The organism is Pedobacter sp. UBA4863, from assembly GCF_002399615.1.
Taxonomy (GTDB): domain Bacteria; phylum Bacteroidota; class Bacteroidia; order Sphingobacteriales; family Sphingobacteriaceae; genus Pedobacter.
Genome location: NZ_DHDZ01000057.1, coordinates 12,426 through 33,751, shown reverse-complemented (window position 1 = coordinate 33,751; position 21,326 = coordinate 12,426). Strand labels below are relative to the sequence as shown.

General features: G+C 37.1%; 11 protein-coding genes. 2 read left to right on the top strand and 9 right to left on the bottom strand.

The window, feature by feature from the left end:
* Positions 1-56: 56 nt before the first annotated feature.
* From B3I52_RS14305 to B3I52_RS14285, 5 genes are all read right to left on the bottom strand, one after another.
* Entirely contained in the window at positions 57-2,531 is a 2,475-nt protein-coding gene (locus B3I52_RS14305) for a zinc-dependent metalloprotease (RefSeq protein WP_293302448.1), read from the bottom strand.
* A gap of 223 nt (positions 2,532-2,754) precedes the next feature.
* A complete protein-coding gene (locus B3I52_RS14300) occupies positions 2,755-4,251 on the bottom strand; it encodes a RagB/SusD family nutrient uptake outer membrane protein (protein ID WP_293302446.1) in 1,497 nt (498 codons plus the stop codon).
* 12 nt (positions 4,252-4,263) lie between these two features.
* Positions 4,264-7,566: a SusC/RagA family TonB-linked outer membrane protein gene (locus B3I52_RS14295; RefSeq protein WP_293302444.1), complete on the bottom strand. Its 3,303-nt coding sequence runs from the start codon at positions 7,564-7,566 to the stop codon at positions 4,264-4,266.
* Positions 7,567-7,803: 237 nt separating this feature from the next.
* Entirely contained in the window at positions 7,804-8,988 is a 1,185-nt protein-coding gene (locus tag B3I52_RS14290) for a FecR family protein (protein WP_293302441.1), read from the bottom strand.
* Positions 8,989-9,043: 55 nt separating this feature from the next.
* Entirely contained in the window at positions 9,044-9,634 is a 591-nt protein-coding gene (locus B3I52_RS14285) for an RNA polymerase sigma factor (protein WP_293302438.1), read from the bottom strand.
* A 723-nt stretch (positions 9,635-10,357) separates the two neighbouring features.
* Here B3I52_RS14285 and aspS point away from each other — a divergent pair.
* Together aspS and B3I52_RS14275 are read left to right on the top strand one after the other, a co-directional pair.
* Positions 10,358-12,106, top strand: a complete 1,749-nt coding sequence (gene aspS, locus B3I52_RS14280; protein ID WP_293302437.1) for an aspartate--tRNA ligase — start codon at positions 10,358-10,360, stop codon at positions 12,104-12,106.
* A 141-nt stretch (positions 12,107-12,247) separates the two neighbouring features.
* Positions 12,248-14,662 (top strand): S9 family peptidase, encoded by a 2,415-nt coding sequence (locus B3I52_RS14275; protein WP_293302434.1) that lies wholly within the window; start codon positions 12,248-12,250, stop codon positions 14,660-14,662.
* A gap of 15 nt (positions 14,663-14,677) precedes the next feature.
* Here the strand turns inward: B3I52_RS14275 and B3I52_RS14270 are convergent, their stop codons facing one another.
* The 4 genes from B3I52_RS14270 to B3I52_RS14255 all read right to left on the bottom strand — a co-directional run bounded on the left by B3I52_RS14270 (position 14,678) and on the right by B3I52_RS14255 (position 21,322).
* A complete protein-coding gene (locus tag B3I52_RS14270; protein ID WP_293302432.1) occupies positions 14,678-15,589 on the bottom strand; it encodes a hypothetical protein in 912 nt (303 codons plus the stop codon).
* 97 nt (positions 15,590-15,686) lie between these two features.
* The gene (locus B3I52_RS14265) at positions 15,687-18,062 is read right to left on the bottom strand and encodes a TonB-dependent receptor (protein WP_293302431.1); all 2,376 of its coding nucleotides are present in this window, start codon (positions 18,060-18,062) and stop codon (positions 15,687-15,689) included.
* A gap of 90 nt (positions 18,063-18,152) precedes the next feature.
* A complete protein-coding gene (locus tag B3I52_RS14260; RefSeq protein ID WP_293302430.1) occupies positions 18,153-18,611 on the bottom strand; it encodes a GNAT family N-acetyltransferase in 459 nt (152 codons plus the stop codon).
* Positions 18,612-18,739: 128 nt separating this feature from the next.
* Positions 18,740-21,322 carry a phosphoenolpyruvate carboxylase gene (locus B3I52_RS14255; RefSeq protein WP_293302427.1) on the bottom strand — a complete coding sequence of 861 codons (2,583 nt, stop codon included), beginning with the start codon at positions 21,320-21,322 and terminating at the stop codon, positions 18,740-18,742.
* Between the last annotated feature and the right edge of the window lie 4 nt (positions 21,323-21,326).

Genomic DNA, 21,326 nt, shown 5'->3' with positions numbered 1-21,326 from the left:
AGCAGCCCCCAACTTTACCAGAAGGAGGCTGCGGAACTAACTATTAACTATTAAATTTACTTTTTAGGGTCAAATGCTCTATCAATACGTAATACAATATCTTTAAGATGTTCTTTATTTATCCCATCAGCCTTGTCAATCGCATTCTCTACTTCCTGCTTTAAAGCCTTCATGTCTAATTTCACTAGAAGCTGAACATCTGTAGATGTAGATAAATAATTGATGTCAACCATTTTTATGATATCTGCATAAGTATCTACATAAATTCTTTGAAGCCCTCTTCTATATCTGTCAAGTTCAATCGTAGGCTGCTTTAATTCTCTCCAAATAATTTCGTGCATCAACTGCATATGGTCCTCAAGCGTATAAGTATTGAATCTCAAACCATTACCTAAAATTCGATGTAAATGAATACTTCTAATAAGCGTTGTTAATGACATATGCTGAAACTTAGCAATGGCATCCAAGTGTGAAGGATTAGCTCTAGAGTCATAAACCGCATCTTTTATTAAATTTTCAACCTCGGTATTAACTAGCCATTTTGGTGTTGTAAAAATTTGCTCATCAAAAAATTTCACAACAGCGATATGACGTTCGCGTGAAATTGGCTTATAAACAGTACCACTATTTCCTCCCACTTTCGGATCTCTTGTAAAGCCAATGTGATTGTAAGAAACATGCCCCATATATCTTATAAATTGCTGCATGATTTCTTCGTGATATTTAGCTATTTTTGAAAAATCTTGTCCATCTTCAGCAAACCATTTTACCAAATTAGCCATTACTACTTTTAGATTTTTAATGCCGTAATTGCTGGCTACAATTGCATCGTCACCTAAATCCTCAGTTTGTGCTCTTGCGTCTCCAAATAAACGTTCTCCATCTAAATAAACAACATTTGGGTTTGTTTCTAATTTTTTGCTAACAAGCTTTCTATGGATTTTATCCTCTTCAAATTCGTCCTTACCTCCTACATAGCCATAACCCCATTTTATCGCCCATTTATCGTATGCACCTATTTTTGGAAATAAATCCTCCATTGGGATTTTGTCCTCAGGTTGCGCAACGTAATTAAAACGAGCATAATCCATAATACTTACTGTATGACCATTTTCTTTTAAATACTTGGCATCTCTTAGTTTTTCTACTGGCGTAAAACTACTTGCTCCGAAATTATGCGTTAATCCAAGCGTATGGCCTACTTCATGACTAGACACCGTTCTAATAAGTTCACCCATAGTTTTATCGTCTAACTTTGGTTTACGTGCACTAGGATTAACTGCTGCAGTTTGTATTTTAAACCAACGATCCAAGATATCCATCACATTATGATACCATTCTATTCTGGTGTTTATTACCTCACCACTACGAGGATCGGCTACGTGCGGCCCTCTAGCATTTGGTGTTCTCGAAGGAAAATAATGTATCATCGAATATCTAGCGTCGCCTATATGCATATTAGGGTCATTAACAGGCCATTCCTTGCCTATTATTGCATTTTTAAAACCGGCATGTTCGAAGGCTTTTTGCCAGTCATCAATTCCCTTAATTAAATAAGGAACCCATTGCTTAGGCGTATTTGGATCTATATAAATTACAATTTGTTTTTTAGGTTCTACTAACTCTCCTCTTTTCCACTTCTCCATATCAATTTCTTTAGGTTCTAAGCGCCACCTACTCGCAAACCCAATAGGCCTGTAGCTCTGTTGTTTATCGTCAAAGTATTGATATGTTTTAGGGAAGTAACCAATCCTGTCATCAATTAGTCTTCTACGCATTGGTACCTTTGGCAACAACAACATAGATGTGTAAGTTTCTATAGTGGCTTGATTGGTTACGCTAGTTGGTTTTTTTCTAGTCATGTTCTTTCGTAGAGTAAATTCGACATTCTCTGCAAACGGACGTAACATTACTATTTCTACATCTTTTAAAACTGGGCTAACGAAATTGTTTAAAGGTCCCTCTATACTATGAAATAAACCGGGTTCTGTTAAATACTTAGTAAAATCTAGCACGTAAGATGTTGAATCTTTACTATATGCTTTTATAGGAAACGACGCTATTATTGTCCCAATGTTTGCGTCTTTAACTGCACGTGCCAAATTACTATTAGGATTAGCCATCATTTCGAGTTCAATCAACCTAATTTTTATCGTAGAATCTCTTCCTAATTCAAATCGAATCATTTGCTCATCTAATAACTCGCCGGGAAAAACATTAGAAGAATTAGATGAGATAGACGCTAAGCGATTTACAATTAATATATCTCTGTTAATAATAGTATTGCTTAATTCGAAATAAGTTGTGTCGCGATAACGATGAACACTAAACATACCCGTTTGAGACTTGTAATTCTTATTTACAACTTCATGATAGGGTTTAATTTTTTTTAATGGATCTTTTTTAGGTTTTACGGTCTTAACGGTATCTTTCTTTACCGTGTCCGCTTTAACCTGTCCAAAACTGCTGTTAGCATGTATTAGCCCAGCAATTGCCATGCCCAGCATGAGCACTTTCGATTTCAATTTCATTTTTTTTTGTGCGTTTAGTTAAGTTTTGTGATTTTAAAATTTAATATTTTGGTATCTAGAACCTTATCATCTACTTGGCAGGAGCTCACAAAAACTGCAAGTCGAAAGGGCAATAGCCATCCAGCCCTTTGTTTTAAATAAAGGTTTCATTGTATAGTTTAAGTAGCGCAACAGCTAGCTGTTGTGCTTAAAAAAAAGTTGTGTGTACTACGTAGTATGCTAATTAGTCTCCACCAAGCCTTGGGTTTCTTGCAACCTCTGTGGATGGTATTGGAAATTTGATTCTTTTGGCGTTTATCCCAACTTTATCTGGATTTTGACTTAACACCCCCAGCGCTTTGCCTGTACGTTTCAAATCAAATAAACGATGGCCCCACTCTGCAAATAGTTCAAACCTTCTTTCATTAGCCACTGCCTCAAGTGCTGCATTTTTATCAGCTAAACTGATGGCATTGGTTAAACCCGCTCTGTTACGTACCACTTGCAGATCTGCCTTTGCTAAATCAACTAGATCAAGATGAGCATTAGCTTCTGCCCTAATTAAATACATTTCAGCTAGGCGCATAACATTATACGTATCGGGAGATACATTAGCAGCGGGATATTTATCAGAAAAATAGACCTTTCGACCAGTGTAAGGCGCATAGGTTGGTGTTGGATTATAATTTAACCAAACTTTACCTCTTTTATCGTTACTTTCGAAAGCACCACCCAAACTTTGTGAAACTTCTATCTGAGGGGCAGTTCCAAAAAATCCCATAAATGCGTCATCGTACATATCTGGCGTTAAAAACATATCCCATATCATTGGATCATCACCAAATGCTGCATAAAAAGGAATTAAAGGTGAGAGGAAGTGGGTGTCAGTAAATTTATCGATGAGACTGGTTGGATCTTTCTTTAAATTAAAGATACCTTCGGTGCTATTTTTAGTAAAGGTGTTGCGTAAATTAATATCCAAAATATAATGGCCACTATTGATAACGTTAGTCGCGTGTAACTTTGCCTTATCCCAATTCTTTTGGTAAAGATATACTCTTGCCAATAAGGCTTCTGCTGCAAAAGAACTTCCTTTACTTGCAGAAGTGATTAAATTTGCCGCACGATAGTGCTGGATTGCTTCTTCTAGATCAACAGAGATACTTTGGTAAACCTCCTCTTGACTAGATTTAGATAAGCTAATTAGTTGATTGTATTTAGAACTTTTGGTTAATGGAATTTTTTCATAAAACCCAGTTAAGTAAAATAAACAAAATGCCCTTATAAATTTAGCATGCGCTTTTAACTCTTCTCTTTTCTTAGCTGTTAATTGCGATGAAACAGATGCTGCTTCCCCATCTAATATTGCATTAGCAATGTAAATTGTTTTATAAGCACTCGTCCATAGTTCGGCAAATGATTTTCCATTCTCTGGTTGAATATCATTTTTATACACTTGGTAATACTCAAAATTAATTATCGGATCAAGTACTGTTAACTCATCGGCAGCTAAACCACCGTGTAGGGTTGCATAACCAAAGCTAAAAGAGAAATCTGAAGTCGACATCATGCTAAGGTATAAAGCAGCTATACTTTGGTCAGCTTGAGGATCGGTTTTGAAAACCTTTTCATCAGTGAGTGTATCAATGGGGTCAGGTATATCTACCAACTTTTTACAGGATGAAAACACGCCCATTATTAGCAATAATAAGCCAATTGTATTTAAAATTATTTTTTTCATGATTTAATTCGATCAAAATGTACAATTCAATCCCATGGTAACAACTCGCTGTTGTGGGAAACTTTGTTCTGTTGTTAATTCAGGATCTAGACCTGGGAACTTTGTAAGTACAAAAATATTCTGCGCACTTAGATTAAATGCTAATCTAGAGATACCTAAAGATTTCACTATTTCCGATGTCACTTGATAACCCAATGTAATGTTGGTTAACCTTATAAAATCGATATCGGCATAAGCAACGGTTGACGTAGCTGCACGGTTGTCAGGCTGTGTAGATAGCTTAGCGTATTTGGCATTATCGCCCGGTTTATGCCATGTGTTCTGGTAGGTATAACGAGCTATATTATTATTCCCGGTTGCATTCATAAATGACATTGCTTTACCTGTTTTAAAGTTAAAAGCTGCTTGTACATACAAGCCTTTATACTTAAAAGAATGGAACATTCCTCCTATAAGGTTAGGGTTAGTATTAATCATTGCGATACGATCATCGCCATTTATACCAGCAGGTGCATTATACACATGAGTAATGATACCGTCACCGTTGCCATCTTTAAAAGTATAGTTCCCCGTTTGCGGATCAACTCCAAGGTATTCAAATACGTATTGAGTACCTAATGATTGACCAATTTTATAGGTACTGTAGTAAGGTGAACTCTCAAAATCAGGATAATCTACCAATGTATTGGTATTTCTAGAAAGGTTAAAATTGGCACTCCAACTAAATTTTTTCGAATTGATTATGGATATCCCTAAGGATAGCTCATAACCTTTGTTACTTACTTCGGCAGGCGAATTAAGTATCAATGATGAAAATCCAGAATACATTGGTGTAGGAAAACTTAACAGCTGATTATTAGTAAAATCTGAGTAATAGCTTAAATCTAAGGTTAGGTTATCTTCAAAGAAACCTAGATTTAATCCAATTTCAGATTTCACATTTCTCTGCCAACGAAACTCAGAGTTATTCAATAACTGAGGATACAAAGCTGTTATACCATCATAATTTCTAAATGCACCTCCACTCGAGCTGCTTCCCCATTGTTGCAAAAACTTATAATCGCCTATACCATCAGAACCTGTAACACCATAACTTCCTCTCAATTTAACCGTACTCATGGTTTTTGGCAATATTGAACGAACAAAGTTTTCTTTCGATAAAATCCATGTTGCCCCAACAGAGCCAAAGTTGCCAAACCGATAATCTTTACCAAACCTACTGCTACCGTCTCTACGTGCATTTAGGTTAACTACGTACTTATCGTACAAATTATAAGTTAACCTAGCGAAAACCCCAGCGTATTTATACAACGTTTTACCCTCACCAGCAGCAAATAGAGCAGCATTGTTCACACTGTTCATCTGTTCGTCTGACGCAAATTTTTCACCTCTCACCCAGTTTCTTAAGTTGCTATTGTTCTGGTAAGAGCCCCCCACAATGGCAGACAACCTCCCATTTGCATAGGTAAGCTGAGGCTCAATTAGAGCATTGTTTACGCTCATTGCGCTATGGTATAACCTATTTGTCGAATTTGCTGACAATGCAGTATTTTGAGCAGCAAGTGGATTTAGAAATCTGTGATCAGCACTATTACTCGAATAACCGCCATTAATTAATATGTTCAAATTTTTAAGCAGTGAATAGCTTAATGATCCGCTTAAATTAATTGACTGTCCCTCCATTTGGTTCTCAGTTAATAAAGACGCAAAAGGAGTCATGTGCGTTTGCCATTCAGCAAAATTTAAAGCTCCTGCCTCATTAAATATGGCTGGGGCATTAGGAGGAGTAAGATGTACATTTCCGCCAAACTTGCGTGCCGTATTTTTTGTCTTACCAAAACCAGACCTGAGATCGAACAATAATTTATTGTTTAAAGCTTTATGTCTTAATGAAAAATTAGTTGAAAAACGGCTATTCATACCTCCCCTTTGTATGATTTCAGACTTTGTATTTAGGCCTGCGCCAACCCTAAAGGTCGTTCTAGCATCTCCTCCATTTAAGTCCATATTAAAATCAGACCAGCGCCCAGTTCCGCCATAAGCGAAATCCTGCCAATTTGTATATCTATTTTGATCGTACCTGAATAACTCAGGTGCACTTACCGAATTTGGTATTAAACCATCATTTCTAAAAATTTCTCTACGCATGGCTAGGTATTCATCAGTATTTAACAAATCCCATTCATTAATTACATAATTAATACCATGACCAGCTTTGGCATTTAGCTCCGTTTTACCAATTCTTCCTCCTTTGGTAGTAATTAATATTACGCCATTTCCTCCTCTACTACCATATATTGCCGTTGCATCAGCATCCTTGAGCACCTCAATTGATTCAATATCATTAGCATTAATTCCGTATAGCGGACTAAAACTCTCTAAATTAGATGTTCCTGAGCCTGCTAGCATACCCGACGAAATAGGTGTTTGATACATGGTGCCCGCATTATTGGGAACCTGTTTAGATACTGTTTGTGGAATACCGTCAATGATCACTAATGGATCAGAACCGAAATTACTGTTAATAGATTTTCTTCCTCTAATTTCAATTTTTTGGTTGGAGAAAGCCATTCCATCGGCTTGGGTAATATCTAAGCCAGCTACTTTTCCCTTTAAGGCAAGAATTGGATTATCTACTATTTGGTTTCCAAGTTCGTCTGCTCCAATTCGTGTAATATTACCAGTTGCTAAACGCCTACTGGTTTTACCATATCCTTGAACGACTAAAATATCTAATGGATTAATTGCCTCTTCTAATAGGATATAAATGTTATTACGACTACCAACAGCAAGTGTTCTAGATTTATAACCAATAAAACTCACTTCCAAGCTGTCTGAGGAAAGCACTTCTTTTATGAAAAAATCACCTTTATTATCGGTTAATGTAGTTTTTTTTGTCCTTTTTACGGTTACACTAGCGCCTGCTAAAATTTCTCCATTTGTAGCCCTTACTGTGCCAGTAATCTCGTTCACAGACATTTTATAAGAGAGGTGATCTGTAATTTTTTCGACCAAAGATTTTTCTTTGATGATGACCGTGTGTTCTTCTAACTTATAAGTTAAGCTTAGTCCTTCTAAACATTTTTCAAGCGCCTCTTCTACGGTCGCATCCTTGACATAAATGCTTATGCTGGGTGCTTTTTGGATAAGCTTAGCATCAAATAACACATCGTAACCGCTTTGGTTTCTTATCGTTTTAAGTACGGTTGATAAACTGACATTTTTCTCGTTAATATTGATCCGCTGACCAAAGGTATTGGCACTCACTTGCAAGATCGTAAATAACGAAATCGTAAAGACTAGGTTAATCCTCATGATAATTCGTCTTTTTAGTTCAGGATTTAAGGTAAAGAAACCCGAACAAAGTTTGGTGCTAAATTTCTGGACATGTACCCTAAGGTCGATTCCGAAATTGTAATAAAATTTCATAAATTTGTTTCGATAAGGTTATAAAATTTGTTGGTTTACTAGCTGATAATTATGTAATCATTTCAAACCAAGCGTGTTTGCAGCACGCTTGGTTATTGATTGTGTGTAAAAAAGAGTGTTAATTTATTTAGCTACCTCAATCCTCCTCTCTTTTACTTTGAAAGTTAATCCTGTGGCAGCTTCTAAGTTTTTTATAATTGCACTAAGATCCTTATTACGAGAAACCCAGCCCATTAATTTTACTTCTTGAGGCCTTACATTTTCATCGAAATTAACCTCTACATCATACCATCTGGCTACCTCTTTCATTACTAAATCCAATGTCTTCTCTTTAAATACAAAATCCCCATTCTTCCAAGCCATAATGGTTTCTACATCAGCCATGCTAACTTGTACTCTACTGTTGTTGGTGTACTCCGCTTTCTCTCCAGGTTTAATAATGGTAGAATAAGATTGATTACCCGTTTTAACCGACCCTTCTAGAAGAGTTGTTGTAGTAAATTCATTATCTATATAGGCATTAAAATTGAAGTGTGTGCCCAGTACTTCTACAAACTGAGCACGTGATTTAACAACAAACGCTTTGTCTTTAATTTTTGCCACTTCAAAATATGCTTCACCCGACAATTCAACAATACGTTTATCACCAGAAAATTGCTTAGGGTATTTCAAGGTTGTTGCTGCATTTAACCAAACCTTAGTTCTGTCTGGTAGTATTAAGGTATATTTACCCCCTTTTGGTGTAACTAGTTCGTTCGTTCCATGGCTATCGTCGTTAACTAGCGCTTCGTAAATAATTTCTCCTGTGGATGTTTTAACTATCTTAACATCATCAATTATCTTGCTTGTGCCAATTTTAAACGTATCTAATAATACAAGTTCTCCATTGCTTAATCTCAAACTAGCCTGGTCTCTAGCGGGTAATATTTTCTGTGCAGCAATAAATGATGCTTTAGCATCCCTTGCTGTTTTATAACGATTATTTGCCCATATTAACACCATAAATATACAAGCTGCCGATGCTATTTTAAGCCACCTATATTGCCCCATAAATTGCGTAGCCTTTTTGTGCTGTATTACTTGTAGTATTTTTAAAAAGTTTTTTTCACTATCGATAGTAGGTTTAGCCAAATCATTTTGAACGTAATACCAGTTGTCCATTAATTGTTTCGAAGCATCATCATCCTTTTCCTTCAAAAGCAATGTATAAAACTCTATCAACTCCAATTTTTCTAAATGGTGTTGCAGATATTTTTCAAATAAATAATTAAATCTGTTTTCTTCCATATTGGCAAGTTTTACTTGCATCTATTTATAGAGAGTTAAAAAGAATAAAAAAGGGGTAATGGAAGATGTATTTTTTTTAAAAAATTATTGGTGTGGTAAGGATAAATATAATTGATGGTGTGATTTGGCTCTTTAAATCTGCTTCTAAAAAACTAGTTGCCAACTGAATATGCTTTTTTACGGTTTCAATAGATATGCCTAGCTGCTTAGCAATTTCTTGATGCTTAAGTTTATCGTATCTGCTCAAAGTATAAACTTTTTTTTGCTGAGCTGGTAGTTTTTGGATTGATAAATCAACTAGTTTTCTAAACTCTTCAATGTAATCAATCTCTTCAGCTATGCAATCGTTGTAATCATCAGTTAACAACTCCGTAACCAATGTAGTTTTGGCTATTTTTTTAAGTGCATGCAATGCATTATTTCTACAAACCGTATATAAATAGCCGCCAAAATTCTCTATTTCACTAATAGTCTCTTTCTTTAGCCAAATAGTGATAAAAGTATCCTGAACTACCTCTTCCGTAATTGCAACATCGTTGGTTACTTTTTGAACGAAATTTGAAAGTGGAGAAACGTAGTGATAAAAGATATCTTTAAAGGCACGTTCATCTCCTTTGGCAATCAAATTAAGAAGCGATTGTTCGTTAATATGTGGTTTAATAGCCATTTATTACTAAAAGCGAAATTGAGATACCGATCTCCAGGGTTTAAAAAAAATAATTTTTGGCAATATACTGAATTTATCTAATTCTTAAATTCTCTAAAGCTAAATGATCAGTCTTAAAACCCTTAGAAATCAACCACGTATCAGATAACGTTAATCTTTGTTTTATCCGAATATTGCCAAAAGTGTCATTTTTATGTTCAATTATAAAAGGCAACACCAACACCCTTAGCCAGCGACGTAGCAACAACGGAGGACCGACGGTAGACCGACGGTGAACCAGCATACCTAAAACGACAAACACGCCAAAACCCGACAAACACGTCCTTTTGCAAGTTTTATTGCCAAAGAACCGAGCCAAAGCCAGACTGGTGCATTACCGCTAAACTATCGAATCAGGAGTTCAATAGCTTGACATTCCAAAATGGAACATCAAGTTGCTACGGAACACCTAAAGAACCCGCTGTGTTTCCCATTCTGGCGCAAGCACATAACTCTTCTTCGGGACAATGGTATGTGCTTAGACCAGATGGCAATGAAAACCCCGCATCCCGATTTTTCATCGGAAGAGGAGTTGCAATGTACAGCCACATTAACGTTGATTGAAAAACGGGTATTGCTCTTCTAAAAAGAATAATTTAATCCCTTTGTGGGGTAAATCTAAAATCGTAAATCGTAAATCCTAAATCAATTTGTATTTTTGCGGCTCAATAAGATGGAATAAACATGTTAAGAACAACTACTTGCGGTGCGTTGACCCTCGAAAATTTAGGCGAAAACGTAACCTTGTGCGGCTGGATGCAGAACTCTAGAGATTTAGGCGGAATGACTTTTATCGACATTCGGGATCGTTATGGCATTACCCAATTGGTATTTAACATGAACGATAATGTTGGTTTATGTGAGCAAGCTCGTAGTTTAGGTCGCGAATACGTGATTAAAGTGGACGGTGTGGTAATTGAGCGTACAAACAAAAATAAAGATATTCCTACGGGAGAAATTGAAATTAAGGTTACAGCCTTAGAGATTTTAAACTCGGCCAAATTACCGCCATTTTTAATTGCCGATGAAACCGATGGCGGTGACGATTTACGTATGAAGTACCGTTACTTAGATTTGCGCCGTAATCCCGTGCGCAATAACATGGTATTGCGTCATAAAATGGCACAATCGGTACGTAGGTATTTAGATGGATTGGATTTTATTGAGGTAGAAACCCCTGTTCTAATAAAATCTACACCAGAGGGAGCAAGAGATTTTGTGGTACCAAGCCGCATGAATGCAGGCGAATTTTATGCCTTGCCACAATCGCCACAAACCTTTAAGCAATTGCTCATGGTCTCTGGCTTCGATAGGTATTTCCAGATTGTGAAATGCTTTAGAGATGAAGATTTACGTGCCGACAGACAACCAGAGTTTACACAAATAGACTGCGAAATGTCGTTTGTAGAGCAAGAGGATATTTTAAACACTTTTGAGGGATTGATTAGAACTTTATTTAAAGAAATTAAAGGCATAGATTTACCAGAGGTACCGCGTATGCAATACACCGATGCCATGCGCCTATACGGTTCTGACAAGCCAGATACCCGTTTCGAAATGCTTTTTGTAGAGCTAAACGATGTGGTAAAAGGGAAAGATTTTGCCGTTTTTGACAATGCAGAATTGGTAGTGGGCATTAACGCTAAAGGCTGTGCACATTACACCCGCAAACAATTAGATGAACTAACGGATTTCGTAAAACGCCCGCAAATTGGTGCTACTGGGTTAATTTACCTACGCCATAACGAAGATGGTTCGTTAAAATCGTCGGTAGATAAGTTTTACAACGAAGACGAACTGAAAAAATGGTCGGTTGCATTACAAACCCAGCCAGGCGATCTAGTTTTGGTATTAGCTGGTGCCGTTAAAGAGAAAGTACAAAAGCAAATGAACGAGCTACGCTTAGAAATGGGTTCTCGTTTGGGCTTACGCGACAAAAACAAATTCTCGGCATTATGGGTATTGGATTTCCCACTGTTAGAGTGGGATGAAGAAACAGAACGTTACCACGCCATGCACCATCCGTTTACCTCGCCAAAACCAGAAGACATTGCCTTATTAGATACCAAACCAGGCGAAGTAAGAGCAAATGCCTATGATATGGTATTAAACGGTACCGAAATTGGCGGCGGCTCTATCCGTATTCACGATAAAGAAACGCAAGCGCTAATGTTTAAACATTTAGGCTTTAGCGATGAAGAAGCTAAAAAACAATTTGGTTTCTTGTTAGATGCTTTTGAATATGGCGCTCCTCCGCATGGTGGTTTGGCCTTCGGTTTCGATCGTTTGGTTTCGCTTTTTGCTGGCTTGGATAGCATTCGCGATGTGATTGCTTTCCCTAAAAACAACTCGGGCCGAGATGTAATGATTGATAGCCCAAGTACTATTGACGATAAGCAGTTAAACGAATTGAAGATTAAAACTACAGTATAATCATTAAAAAAGGCTTCTAAATTTAGAAGCCTTTTTGTTTATGGTGGTCCTTTTTTGGCGGGTGTAAGTCTTATCTAGTGATACTGATAGTTAAACTTGTTTTAACTGAAGTTTTTAACCACATCTAATCAATTATTAACCATGAAAAGTAAATTCATCTTTGCTGCATTTTCCATCTTCGTCTTATCCAATGCTTTATTTGCACAAAGTGGTTACAAGCTTCCTCCAAAAAGCATACAAGATTTAGCTTTGGCACCTAACGAATCAAAAGTTATGTTTAGTTCTTCTGGCGATTTCATGATTACGCTTGACAAGCCTGACATGATGAGTATAGCTCAATTAGCTGAACCGAGAATTGGTTTGGCTGGTTACCGTATCACCCCAGAAAATAATTCGATTTTTAATAAAGAAACCTACACTGGAATTATTGCTAAAAACTTAAAAACAAGCAAAGAAATAGCTTTACAAAACCTCCCTAAAAATCTTCAAATATCAGATATAACGTGGAGCCCAGACGAACAGTATATTGCCTTTCAACAGCTCAATAAAAATGCTGTGGAGCTTTGGGTAATTGATCTTAAAGACGGTAATTGCAAAAAAATAAGTAACTCGGCACTCAGTGACATCTCGGGTAAATCGTACCAATGGAGCACTGACAGTAAAAGTATTTTAGGGCAATTTGTACCTTCCAACAGAAAATTTCCAGTTGCATTAACAGTACCAAATGGTCCAATCACCCAACAAAGCTTAGGCAGAAAAGCACCTGCTAGAACGTATCAAAATTTGCTTTCGAATAAATATGATGAAGATTTATTTGACTACTATGTTAAAGCACAATTAAAAATAGTTGATTTAAACGGTAAAGAAACAAACATTGGCGAGCCTGCCATTTATAGAATGTTTGATTTCTCTCCTGATGGGAATTACATCCTGATAAGAAAGCTAATTAAACCTTATTCTTACACCTCTCCAGCAAGCTCATTTAGCTCAAATACCGAAATTATTACCAAGCAGGGCCAATTGGTAAAAAAGCTTATCAACGGAAGATTTGGTAAAAATAAGCCTACAGGTAGAGATGCCACGGTAAACGGCCCCCGAGACTATGCTTGGCGAACAGACCAACCCGCTACCTTATTTTGGGCAACAGCCAACGATGAGGGCGACCCTACGAAGTCTGCCGAAATAAGGGATATTCTTTACACCTTATCGGCACCTTTTAGTGGCAATGCAACTCAATTCTACGAATGTAAATATAGATTTACCAAGATAATTTGGGGAAAGGCAGATTTGGCAATTCTATCTCAGCGTTGGGGTACAAATACCAACAGGGTAATCATTAATCCTGATAAGAAAATTGCTATTACAGAAGATGTAGAAAAAGACGATACTGACGAGGAAATTAATGCTACCAATGGCAATTATGTGCTCACAAATAATAAATTTGGTAGAAAAATATTGTTAATAGATAGTGCTAAAAGCAATTATTTCTTATATGTCATTGGAAAAAAATATACCAGCGAAGATATTACTCCTTATTTGTTGAAATGGAATATCACCGCTAAGAAAAAAGACACTGTTTTCAAATCTCAATCACCTCGTTATGAATTACCTACCAACTACTTCTCCACAAGCAACACCCTAATATTTAGCAGAGAGTCGGTAGAGGAAGTTCCAAATTACTTTTCATTAAACTTAACCAACAAACGACGATCAAAAATTACTGATTTTCATGACCCTTACCCTTCGTTAAAGGGGGTAAAAAAACAGCTGTTACATTACCAACGTAACGATGGCATTAAGCTTACAGCAACCTTATATTTACCTAAAGATTATAAAAAAGAAAGCGGCTTGTTGCCTATGCTAATGTGGGCTTACCCACGAGAGTTTAAAACCGCAGGTGCTGCATCTAAATTAACCACTTCGCCACATCTTTATACACGGATAAGTCCCTTATCTCCTATATATTGGGTAACAAGAGGCTACGCCGTATTAGACAAGGCAGATATGCCTGTGGTTGGCTTAGGTAAAACCGAACCTAACGATACTTACTTGCCCCAAATTACAGCAAATGCCAAAGCAGCTATTAAAACCGTTTGCGAAATGGGTGTAGTAGATTCTACCCGAGTGGCTGTTGGTGGGCATTCGTATGGTGCCTTTATGACGGCAAATTTACTGGCACATACCAAAATGTTTGCTGCCGGAATTGCAAGTAGTGGCGCCTATAACAGAACGTTAACCCCTTTTGGTTTTCAGGGCGAGCGTAGAGATTATTGGAAAGCTAAAGATACCTACAACAAGATGTCTGCTTTTAATTATGCAAATCAAATTACTTCTCCTTTGCTTATTTTGCATGGGCAGGCCGATGATAATTCAGGAACTTTTCCTTTACAAAGCGAACGTTTATTTGCCGCATTACAAGGACTTGGAGGCTACTCAAAATTAGTACAGTTTCCGTATGAAGAACATACATACAGAGCAAAAGAATCTATTTTACACCGATTGTATGAGATAGATTTGTGGTTAGAAAAGTATGTAAAAAACAAAGGGAAGAATTAATTCTTCCCTTTGTTTTTATTTCTTTGCCGCTTCTATTTGTGTATTTGCATATATATTTAGGTATTGTACTATGGCTTCGGCAATCCCTTTTGCGGTGTTACTCCGTTTTGCTTCGCTCCTAGCCGAGCTATCGCATTCTATCTGCAAGCCAAAAACATTGGGATATTTTTCGCTGGTAAAGCGCCTGGTATTATCGCCTCCAGAAAAAAACAACTCTTCTTTTGTAGGCACTAAATCTTGGCTAGACGGTGTAGCTGGCACCCCGTTATTTACCAAAAACGTTCCAAACGCTTTTTCCCCAAAAATAGCTTCTTTTAAATTTAACCCTCTTTCTTGTTTTAACAAGTTGGTTATGGAATGGTATTTTGATCCGTGCTTATAGGTTTCGTCAAGTATTTTCTCTAGTTCAGACTTACCTAAGTTATAACCAATCTCTAGGCGCTGGTTTTTATGTCCATGTCCATGCAAATCTATATACATGGCTCTTTTACCATTTGAGCTTGCTAAATTTAACGCAGAATCTACCCAGTTATGGAAAGTATGCCATGGTTTTTCGTTTTTCTCGTAACCGCAAGTCGCTTTATTGTCTAGTTCCCTGTTTTGATCAACGTGTTTGCGAGCAATATGACTGATGATGATATGTGGCACAAGATTGTATGTTTTTTTAAAATAGTGCTGTATATCCCTTGCCAACTCAATTGTTCTGCCATCAACACCAGTAATAGCGCCTTTGCAATCTCTAATAGGCAAACTATCTACCGTTACACGTCCACCATGTGGTACACTTATTACTAAGGGCATATCTCCCTCTACATATTCTACCCATTTTTCGGCATCGAAATGAACCGGTAATTTTTTTCTACTTTTTTGTGCTGCGGCCGCTGTGGTTAAAAGCATTAGCAACAACATCAATTTAATTTTATTCATGCTTATTTATCTGTTTATTAATAGACGTTTACCAAAGCACCAAAGACCGAAAAAGCCCCAAGTTTACCTTGGAGCTCTTCAACATATTTACAAAAAATTAAAACTTATAAGACAATGTGGTTAAAAACTGTCGTGGTGGTATTGGATTTACACTGTAATTCTCGTGTACGTAATAATTTAACTCATTAGTAAGGTTAGATAGCTTACCTAATAACGAGAATTTACGCCACGAATAGCCTGCCGATAAATCTAAGGTGGTAAAGCCTTTTAACGGGATTATTCTTGATGCAGCAGCACCTTTCGTGTCATTCCATCCGCCATTTCTATCACCGGTGTAAAATGCCGATGCTCCTAGTTTTAGGCCTTTTACCGCTCCGTTTTGCACGGTATAAAACAAGGTGGCATTTGCGGTATTTTTTGTACTACCAACTACACGTACGCCTTCTACATTTCCAGTAGGTAGAGTTTTAGTAAATCTCATAAAATTATAAGCATAACCAGCAATGATATTCAAACCTTTTGCTAAAGTTCCGCTAAGATCAACCTCTAAGCCATCGCTTCGGGTTGCACCCGAAAATTCTTTCTTGGTAGGGTCTAACAATGCTGCTTGTGCTAAATTAGAGTTGTTAATTACATAGTAAGTAAGATTTGCCGAAAGCTTTCCGCCAAAGAAATCATTCTTAAGCCCTGCCTCATACTGATCTATAATTGAAGGAGCCATTGGGCCATCGGTTGCGATATCAATACCTGTATTAATGGTAAAATTGTTTGCATAGCTCACATAAACCGAAGTATTTTTAAACGGCTGATAGATTAAACCCAGTTTTGGCGAAAAAGCATCGTCAAACTTAGCTGCCGTTGGGGTAGTCTCTCCGGTGGCAAGGTCAGTTTTTTGAACACTTGCGGTTTTTTGATCAGTATAGCGAATGCCTGCCAACACTTTAAAGCTATTTGTAATTTCGAACAAGTTCTGTACAAAAGCACCGTACCTGTAAACGGGGGTTAAGGTAGTAGAAATGGCTATTGCCTCGGGCATAAAACCATTGCCTAGGTAGGTAGATGGATCGAAAACATTCATGGTGCCATAGTTAAAAGTAGCAACCAAATCGCCTGCTTGGTTTCTATAATTAAAAGCATTACTACTTACACGAGATTGATCTGCATCTACACCTACCAAAAGAGTGTTTTTAATCCCCAAAACTTGAAAATGACCCGCTAAATTTACCTGCTGATTATAGGTATATTCATTTGTTTTCGCCCTGTTAAGATTTCTAACTGCGCTGCCTGTTGCATTGGCCTGAATACGTTCTGCGCCATAATAGTCCCTATCGTAGTTTTGATAAGAGGCAATAGCATTCAACTTCCATTGCTTATTAAATTGGTGGTTTACATCTAACTGCAATGTAGCAGTATTGGTTTTATTATATGCCCAAGGTGTGTTCAAGAACTTCTCTCTCCCAAAATCAACAATCTGACTGTTTACAGAGCCCACGCCAAAATCGGGTGTATAATCGCTTTTTAAATAATCTGCCTGAAAAAGCACAGCTGTTTTTTCGTTGGCTTTGTATAAAATAGAAGGATTGATGTAAAACCTCTTGGCATTTACATGATCTCTAAAACTTCCTGCTTTTTCGCCAGTTCCAATAATTCTGAAAGCAAATTTATCGTCAACAGGGCCATAAACATCAACCATGCCTTTATATTGATCGTAACTACCTGTACGGAAAAAAACTTCGCCACCTTGTTCAAATTTTGGTTTTTTAGTAATCATATTTACTACGGCACCACCCGTAACCCCGCCATACAATAAGGCGGCGCTACCTTTTAACACCTCTACAGACTCTAAGGTACTTGCCTCTGGACTGCCGCCAATTGAGATACGGGTGCCATTTTTAAAAATATTATTACTCCCTAAACTGTAACCTCTGGCATAAAAATTCTCCCCAACACCCCCTCTATTGGCACCCAGCGCAACACCGTTAACGTTTTTCATTACATCGCCTAAACGGTCTGCCTGTTGGTCTTGTATTACTTGGGTAGTAATAATTTGTACCGCTTGGGGCAAGTCTTTTGCGGGAATTGCAACCTTACCTAAAATAGAAGATTTTTTGTTAGAAGACCTGTAAGTGCTAATGTTAACTTCTGCCAATTGCGATGCGCTCTCTGAAATGGTAATAGGCATTAGCTTATTGCTATCTTCTTGTACATTAATTGCAAGTTCTTGAGATTTTACACCTACCGCCGAAACTTTTAATTGGTATTTCCCTTTAGGAACATGTTTAAACAAAAAGCTACCATCGTCATCAGTTTGGGTAACCAAACTTGTGCCTTTAATAGCAACAGTGATATTAGCGGCCGGGCGGCCATCATTAGTTTTTATAACACCCCATAACGAGTTTTTTGTTTGTGCGTAGGTGGTTATCGTTAGTGTGCATACCAACACGCTTATAGCAAGTAAAATTCTTTTATTCATTTTATTTAGACTAATTCTTAATTGCGGCAAAGATAATAACACCCCAGCAATCAAGCAAGAATTATTTTGAATTAATCTAAATAAGCGAAATTAAGGTGTCAGTAGCATTTCTATATGCGGAATTTCATCTTCCAGGTACTCATTGCTACTTTTGACAAAGCCAAATCCCTCGTAAAAGCGCTTTAAGTAAAGCTGTGCGCCAATTCTTATAGGCCTTGTACCATAGGTTTCATGTAATTTTTCTATGCTTTTTTCCATTAAAGTAATACCTGCGCCAATGCCTCGGTACTTGGCGTTAGTTAGTACCCTACCTATGCTTGCTTCTGCGAAAGAAACTTGGGGAGGTACTATTCTGGTATAGGCTACTAAGTTATCGCCATCCCAAGCCATTAAATGGTGGCATTTGAGGTCTTTACCGTCAACATCTTGGTAATTGCAATGCTGTTCAACAACAAAAACCTCACTTCTTAGTCTTAAAATAGCATAAAGTTCTGTTTTAGATAGCTCTTCGAATGATTTATAAGTCCAGCTTAATATCGGCGTTGCCATAATGTTGAATGTGTAATTAATAAAATTGATTAAAAAATTCCGCAGATTTTCGTTGAATAACATCTGCGGAAAATATCAATAATGTAATAGGTTGTTATCTTTCTTGCCAGTTGCTAACTTCCCGACTTCTAAGCCAAGTTTCTACCGGCGTTTACAATACCATAAACCGTTCTAATGGCTAATTTTTCATAAGCTTGTTGTTTTTCTTCGCTTAAATCTCCCTGTAACTTATCTAATGCAAAATGCTGAATTAGCACCAATGGCAAAATAATTTTCTCACGTACTGCTATAGATTTCTTTTCTACTGGATAATTCTCCATCAACGAAGTATGTCCTGTTAATTTGAACAACATTTTCTTAGAAAGTTCAAACTCGTTATACAGTTGCTTCCAAAAAGCACCAAACTCCTTATCGTTAGCCAAATAAGCAGTAATTTCAAAATCAGATTTGCTCATAGACATGATACAGTTATCTACAATTGTTTTAAAATAACCCGATTGTTGATAGGTTTTTTGTAGCTGTGTCCAATTGCCCAAATCTTCTTGAACTTTTAAGGCAGTGCCCACCCCATAATATCCAGGCACGTTTTGCTTCAACTGGCTCCACGACGTTACAAAGCTAATTGCCCTTAAATCGTCTAATTTTAATTTTTCTCCCGAGTTTCTTTTTACAGGCCTGCTGCTAATCGTAATTTTTGACAGCAAACTAAGTGGTGAAAGCTTCTCTAGGTAGGTCAAAAACAACGGATCGTTACGCAGATCGATATAAGCATTGTAACTGTCTCTGGCCATTTGGCTAAGGGTATCGAAATTTTCCTTGTCTAATAAAATGTTATGTTTTTCTATCACTCCCGATGAAATACCCGCATTAATTAATTGCTCTATATTAAATGCGGCACTATCAACCGAACCATATTGCGAACTAATTGTTTGCCCCTGAACGGTTAATTGAATGTTTTTATTAGCTATTTCTTTACCCATAGAAGCGTAGAAACGGTGTGTTTTACCACCGCCACGAGCCGGAGGGCCACCCCTTCCGTCAAAAAATGCCAGTTGGATATTGTGTTCCTCGGCTACTTTGGTTAAAGCAACTTTTGCCGTAAATATTGACCAGTTAGCCATTAAATACCCTCCATCTTTCGTACTGTCAGAAAAGCCCAGCATAATGTGTTGTTTTCCGCCTCTTAAAGCCAAGTGCTTTTTATAGAAAGGATGCGTATATAGTTTTTCCATAATTTCTCCCGCTCCCGCTAAATCGTTAACGGTTTCGAATAATGGCACGAAATCTATAGTCAAATCTTTCGCTTCCCATCCATTCCATAAGAAAAGTTCCATTAACTGCAAAATATCACTTGCTTGTTGGCAGTTACTTATAATAAAACGATGGCAGGCCTCTTCTCCATTTTTCTGTTGAATGTCCTTTACTTCAGCAATAGTCTGCAACGTATCTTTAATCAAATTGTCTTGCTCATCGGTATAGATAATTTTGGCAGTTCTAAACGAAATGGCTTTTAGTTTTTCATCTTCAGACAAAGTATCGTAATTTTCATTATATAATGCGTTAATAGGCTTCTGGCTTCTGCAATATTGATGTACGCTTCTTAATACCCTGCTATCTTGCCTAATATCTAAAGAGGCAAAATGACAGCGATAAAGCTCTACTTTTCTTAACAGATCTTCTGCGAGATTAACAAAAAGACCACCGTGATCCCTATTTAAGGTGTCGATAATATTATTTAAGTTTTCAATTATATAAGAAGATATATCTTCCTCTATAATAGCATTATTAAAAGCGTTTTTATACAATACTTCTTGAAGTAAATTTATGCTTTCTTCTACTCCTCTAAAAGTAATACGCCTTTTAATGTTTCTAAAATCACGGTAATAGCACCTGAACAGAATTTGTCGTAACATTTTAGAAACTTCCAAAGTAGTTTTAGCCTTTACATTCGGATTACCATCTCTATCGCCACCTGGCCAAAAGCCTAACTCTATTACTTTTTTAGGATCTATATGATATTCGCTTAATAATTGGTTTAATCCAGTTTGAATGTTTGCCGCAGCAAAATAGAATACATTTTCTAAATACCAGGCCAAGCTTAAAGCCTCATCTACCGGAGTTGGCGATTTTTTATTGAAGAAAGGAGTTTTACCTAGTTGTTGCAGCAACTGATTAATGGCAGTAAAGTCGTTAACTTTAATGGCCGCAGTTAAATCGTTGATAATTCCTAAAACGGGCCCAGGGTAAAACTGGGTAGGATGGGCCGTTAGTACCAACCTCAACGAAAAGTCTTCTATCAAATGGTCAATCTTTTCATGTAAACTAAGGTCATCATTTGCTTTCAAAAACAATGCTCTCAAAGAACTTTGTTCATCGTTAATGTTTAATTTAGTAAAAGAAGCGTCTTCAACAGCGTCAAAAAGCACTACTTGGCGTTCGATATATTGAATAAACCGGAACAACAAATCTACAATACCCTTCTCATCTTTATCGTGTACATACTTTTCAAAAAACTTCTCAATCAGTTCATTTGGTTTTTCGTGGTTTTTAATGCCTTCTTCACAACTCTTAAAAAACAAAGGCAAAAGCGTACCCGTATCTTTAATCTTATAGAACGGTAATGTAAGAAATAAACTGTTGTACAATTCGAAACGAGAAACGACCTCGTTATTAAAATAATGTTCGCGTTGGCTGGGTTGATTTAATTGCATCCCG